The following is a 5,862-nucleotide window of genomic DNA, read 5'->3' as shown; positions in this document are numbered from 1 at the left end:
TGCGTAACCTGGTATGTAAGATCTCCGGAAAAGAATACGAGAAGAATTATAATGATGACGTATCCATCCGTCTGATCACAGACCATATCCGTTCTGCAACATTTATGATCTCCGACGGTATCATGCCTACAAACGAAGGCCGCGGTTATGTACTCCGCCGTCTGATCCGTCGTGCAGCACGTCACGGACGTCTTCTTGGAATCGAAGGCACCTTCCTTGCAAAATTAAGTGAAGAAGTGATCAATGGTTCCAAAGCAGGATATCCGGAGCTGGAAGAGAAGAAAGAATTTATCTTTAAAGTTCTCACAAATGAAGAAAACCAGTTCAACAAGACCATTGACCAGGGTCTTCGTATCCTTGGAGAGATGGAAGATGAGATGAAAGCAGCAGGAGAGAAAACACTTTCCGGCGAAAATGCATTCAAATTATATGATACTTACGGATTCCCGATGGATCTTACAAAAGAGATCCTTGAGGAAAAAGGATATGATATCGATGAAGCTGGCTTCCAGAAATGTATGGAAGAGCAGAGAAACAAAGCACGTTCTGCACGTGAAGTGACAAACTATATGGGTGCTGACGCAACTGTATATGATGATATCGATGTAAATGTTACAACAGAATTCGTAGGATACGATCATCTTACCTTTGATTCCAAAGTAACAGTCCTTACAACAGAGACAGAGATCGTAAACTCCCTGATGGAAGGACAGAAAGGAACTGTCTTTACAGAGCAGACTCCATTCTATGCAACTATGGGTGGACAGGTCGGAGATACAGGTGTGATCGAAACTGCAAACGGTAAGTTCGTAGTAGAAGACACCATCAAGCTTCGCGGCGGCAAATTTGGCCATGTAGGTCATATGGAATCCGGTATGATCTCCACAGGCGAAACGGTTTCCCTGAAAGTGGACGAAGCTGCAAGAAGAGATACAGAGAAGAACCACAGTGCAACACATCTTCTTCAGAAAGCATTAAAGACAGTTCTTGGAAGTCATGTAGAACAGAAGGGTTCTCTGGTAACACCGGACAGACTTCGTTTCGACTTTGCTCATTTCCAGGCTATGACAGCTGATGAGATCGCACAGGTAGAAGCGCTTGTTAATAAAGAAATCCAGGCCGGTCTTGAAGTCCGTACAGATGTTATGGATGTGGAAGAGGCTAAGAAATCCGGAGCAATGGCTCTGTTCGGAGAGAAATATGACCAGAAGGTACGTGTGGTATCCATGGGCGACTTCTCCAAGGAACTCTGCGGTGGTACTCATGTGGCAAACACAGGCAACATCATGCTGTTCAAGATCGTTTCCGAATCCGGTATTGCAGCAGGTGTGCGCCGTATCGAAGCTCTGACAGGAAATGGTGTTCTGGAATACTATAAGAAACAGGAAGAACTTCTTCATGAAGCTGCAAAAGCCCTGAAAGCAAATCCTGCAGAGATCGTAGAGAAGATCGGACATCTTCAGGGAGAAGTAAAGGCACTCTCCAGTGAGAACGAATCCTTAAAGAGTAAACTGGCTCAGGGAGCTCTGGGAGATGTTATGGATAAAGTAGTAGAAGTCAAAGGTGTGAAACTTCTTGCTGCAAAAGTAGACGGAGTGGATATGAACGGACTTCGTGACCTTGGCGACCAGCTGAAAGGCAAACTTGGTGAAGGTGTTGTCCTTCTGGCAGCAGTAAACGGTGAGAAAGTAAACCTTCTTGCAATGGCTACTGATGCAGCACAGAAAGCAGGCGCTCACGCAGGTAACCTGATCAAAGCAGTGGCAGCTATCGTAGGCGGTGGTGGCGGCGGACGTCCGAACATGGCTCAGGCCGGCGGAAAGAACCCTGCCAAAGCTCAGGAAGCCGTAGATGCAGCAGCAGGAATCCTTGAAGGTCAGATAAAGTAAAAATTGTTACTGCTCACTTTGTGACCAGCAACACGCTTCGCGATGCACAGAATTTATGCTAGTCGCATAAATTCGCGCGGTATGTCTCGGGATTTTGGCATATACATGCCAAAACACCTCGCGGGATAGTGGCGTGTGAATAGTAACTAAAAAAATCTGCAAAATTTAACCAAAAAGATGTTGACGAACCCACAGGCAATGATATATAATATCACTTGTGCAAGAAAAAATACCCAGACAGTTGTATTTTAGCACAATCTACAACTGGAGGGAGGTTAGGTGTGAGTCTATGTCAAACGTAATCGTAAAAGAGAACGAGACTTTAGATAGCGCTCTTCGCAGATTCAAAAGAAGCTGTGCAAAAGCAGGAATCCAGCAGGAAATCCGCAAAAGAGAGCATTACGAGAAACCAAGCGTTCGTCGTAAAAAGAAATCTGAAGCCGCAAGAAAACGTAAATATAATTAATTGTGCGCAAAAATCCCTGGCAGTTCTGTCAGGGATTTTTATCATAATTTGGACAATAATCAGGGGAAGGAAGTAATCTTGAAGGCAGAAAATAACAAAATACTTAAAGAAAAGAAAAACTGGATCCTTTTACTGTTTAAAAAACTGGCAAAGCTGATTTTCAACAGAATCTTTTATGTTGCGGTTGCAATGCTTGTCCAGCTCGGATGGATCTTAATGATGGTACTGCGTCTGGCTGCGTATTCCAGATACATTGATATCGGATTAAGGCTGATAGGTATTGTGCTGGTATTGTGGATTTTGAATAAGGAAATAAATCCTTCCTATAAACTGGCCTGGACCATGCTGATCCTGATCCTGCCAATCCTTGGAGTGGTATTATATTTTGTATTTGGGCGTTCCAGGATCGCTGCGATCATGCAGCAGCATTTTGAACAGAGGATTGAGGAGAGCAGGGAGTATCTGCGGGATCGGCCACAGACGAGGCAGAAGATGGAGGCTCTGGATCCCTCGGCTTCAAATCAGTCCAGATATATTTCGGATGTTTCCAGATTTCCGGTCCATGAGAACACAACTGCAGAGTATTTTCAGGTAGGAGACGATATGTTTCCGGTGCTTGTGAGGGAACTGAAACAGGCGAAGAAATACATTTTTATTGAATATTTCATTATCAATGATGGGGTGATGTGGCAGACAATCCTGAATATTCTTGAGGAGAAAGCTGAGGAGGGCGTGGATGTACGCCTGATCTATGACGGATTTGGCTGTCTCACAACACTTCCCCATAAATATTATGAAGAGCTTCAGAAAAAAGGAATCAAATGTCAGGTATTTAATCCTTTCCGTCCCATTTTGAATATTATCCAGAATAACCGGGATCACAGGAAGCTCTGCATCATTGACGGATGGGTTGGATTTACGGGAGGCATCAATCTTGCAGATGAATATATCAACCAGAAAGAGCGTTTCGGACACTGGAAGGATACCGCTGTTATGCTCAAGGGAGAAGCTGTCTGGAATATGACGGTAATGTTTCTCCATATGTGGGCGGTGATCGGCAGATCTGAAGAAAGTATTGATTATGAAGCCTATTTTCCCCACAGATATCATGAGGGAGAATTTGAGAGTGACGGATTTGTCCAGCCGTTCTGTGATACACCTCTGGATGAGGAGGTTGTCGGTGAAGATGTATATCTGAACATTATCAACAAGGCAAAAAAATATGTATATATCTGTACTCCCTATCTGATCATAGATAATGAGATGATGACTGCCCTCTGTCTGGCAGCCAAAAGCGGGGTGGACGTGCGTATTATGACGCCGGGAATCCCTGACAAGAAGCTGGTATTTATCCTTACCCAATCCTATTACAGACACCTTCTGGAAGCCGGTGTAAAGATTTATGAATATCAGCCCGGTTTCCTTCACGCAAAATCCTTTGTGAGTGATGATGAGATTGGAGTTGTGGGAACCATCAACCTGGACTATCGAAGTCTTTATCTTCATTTTGAGGATGGTGTATGGATCTACAGAAACAGAGTAATACAGGATATAAAAGATGATTTTATCCAGACTATGGAATATTGCAGGCAGATAGAACCGGAATTCTGCCTGAACAGAAATATAGGACTGCGTATCATGCAGAATATTTTCCGCGCATTTGCGCCGCTGATGTAAAATGAGCACTGAAAATCGTATTTTTATGGTTTTCAGTGCTTTTTATCGTTACTGTTCACTGGTAATATCCCGCGAGGTGTTTTTTGTGAGCGAAGGTCACAGAAAACTCGAGATATACCGCGCGAATTTATGCGATTAGCATAAATTCTGTGCATCGCGAAGCGTGTTACTGAGAACGGAGTGAACAGTAACTTTTTATCTGATTATGATCAGGTATCGGATCGGATTAAGATGCATTATTTTATTGGATTGCTATATAATGAATAAAGAAAGTAGTCTTAGAGCGTGCGCCGGCAGCCTGCCGGTACATTGATCGGAGAGAGAATATGCGAAAAAAATGGATCTCCATAATATGCGCTGTGATCATCATGGTCTGCACTATCATTACCCCTGCTTATGCCGCCGGAATCTTTTTGCCCGAGGAAAGCAATACCAAACAGACAGAATCCACAGATCTTATTGAAGCACCATCAGGAATCTTAATGGAAGCGCAGACAGGAACAGTCGTTTATCAGAAGGATGCGGATACCAGACGAAGCCCTGCCAGTATCACGAAGATCATGACTCTGATCCTGATCTTTGATGCTCTGGATAAAGGCAGCCTGAAAATGGACGACACAGTCACAACCAGTGTCCATGCAAAGTCAATGGGCGGTTCTCAGGCGTTTCTGGAGGAGGGGGAAATCCAGACAGTGGAAACCCTGATCAAATGCATTGTAATCGCGTCAGGAAACGATGCCAGCGTAGCAATGGCAGAGCATATCTGCGGCAGTGAACAGGAATTTGTCCGCCACATGAATGAACGGGCAGAAGGACTTGGGATGAAAAATACTCATTTTGAAGACTGCTGTGGTCTGACAGAATCTCCCGATCATTACACAACAGCCAGGGACATTGCCATCATGAGCAGGGAACTGATCACAAAATATCCGAAAATTCTGGAATATTCTTCCATATGGATGGAAAATATCACCCATGTGACCAGGCAGGGGACCAAGGAATTCGGACTTACCAATACCAACAAACTGATCCGCAGCTATGAGGGCTGTGTCGGTCTGAAAACAGGAAGCACCAGTATTGCAAAATACTGCCTCAGTGCAGTCGCCAAAAGAAATGACATTACTCTGATCGCAGTAGTGATGGCAGCCCCGGACTATAAAGTGCGATTTAAAGATGCTGCCTCCATGTTAAATTATGGCTTTTCAAAATGCAGCCTGTACATAGATAAGAAAATGGAAGCTCTGCCTGAGATCCCGGTCAGAAATGGAAAGAAAAAGACGGTTTCCCTGGTTTATGAAGAACAGTTCCACTATCTGGATACCACAGGACAGAATATCGGGAATGTAAAAAGAAAGCTGAGAATCCACAGGGAAGTAAAGGCTCCGGTGAAAAAGAACACCCTGGCAGGGGAGATGATCTATTCCGTCGATGGGAAGGAACTGGGAAGAGTGCGGATCCTTTATGGGGAAAATGCAGGAAAAGCCACATATCCGGACTGCCTGAAAAAAGTCGTCATGAGATTGTAAACGTTACTGAGAACAGAGTGAACAGTAACCTGTAAACAAAAAGTATTTTGGACAGTTTTATAATTTTTTGACAAAGGACAGCAATCCGATGTATAATAAAATCCAAATGGGTATTGAGGGAAATAAAAAACAAAAGGAAGGTACTATATAATGAAAGAAATCCGTACAGAAGATGCCGTAGGGCACATTTTATGCCATGACATCACACAGATTATCAAAGATGTAAAAAAAGGGGTGCTTTTTAAGAAAGGTCATATTGTCAGAGAAGAGGATATTCCTCTGTTACTCTCTGTAGGAAAAAGAT

The 5,862-nt window shown here is 43.7% G+C and carries 4 protein-coding genes and 1 pseudogene; all 5 read left to right on the top strand.

Annotated elements, in window-relative coordinates:
- The coding region (gene alaS / locus AC075L_RS07910; RefSeq protein WP_476387496.1) for an alanine--tRNA ligase at positions 1 to 1,889 on the top strand (1,889 nt) is incomplete at its 5' end.
- Between the two features lie 289 nt (positions 1,890 to 2,178).
- Positions 2,179 to 2,355: a 30S ribosomal protein S21 gene (gene rpsU, locus AC075L_RS07905; RefSeq protein WP_004222305.1), complete on the top strand. Its 177-nt coding sequence runs from the start codon at positions 2,179 to 2,181 to the stop codon at positions 2,353 to 2,355.
- A gap of 189 nt (positions 2,356 to 2,544) precedes the next feature.
- Positions 2,545 to 4,032, top strand: coding sequence for a cardiolipin synthase (cls, locus tag AC075L_RS07900; protein ID WP_476387497.1), 1,488 nt, complete (start codon positions 2,545 to 2,547; stop codon positions 4,030 to 4,032).
- Between the two features lie 326 nt (positions 4,033 to 4,358).
- Positions 4,359 to 5,558, top strand: coding sequence for a D-alanyl-D-alanine carboxypeptidase family protein (locus AC075L_RS07895; protein WP_476387495.1), 1,200 nt, complete (start codon positions 4,359 to 4,361; stop codon positions 5,556 to 5,558).
- 150 nt (positions 5,559 to 5,708) lie between these two features.
- Positions 5,709 to 5,862 (top strand): annotated as a pseudogene (locus AC075L_RS07890) (molybdopterin-binding protein); the annotation flags it as partial.

This window comes from Blautia sp. ZXY-1-B12 (genome assembly GCF_056339915.1).
The sequence above is the reverse complement of the archived record's forward strand: the minus strand, read 5'-3'. Positions and strand labels throughout refer to the sequence as shown.

Bases quoted from the DNA above. Each gene is read 5' to 3' on its own strand.
- rpsU (WP_004222305.1), top strand. From the start codon at position 2,179: ATGTCAAACGTAATCGTAAAAGAGAACGAGACTTTAGATAGCGCTCTT.
- cls (WP_476387497.1), top strand. From the start codon at position 2,545: ATGCTTGTCCAGCTCGGATGGATCTTAATGATGGTACTGCGTCTGGCT.
- AC075L_RS07895 (WP_476387495.1), top strand. From the start codon at position 4,359: ATGCGAAAAAAATGGATCTCCATAATATGCGCTGTGATCATCATGGTC.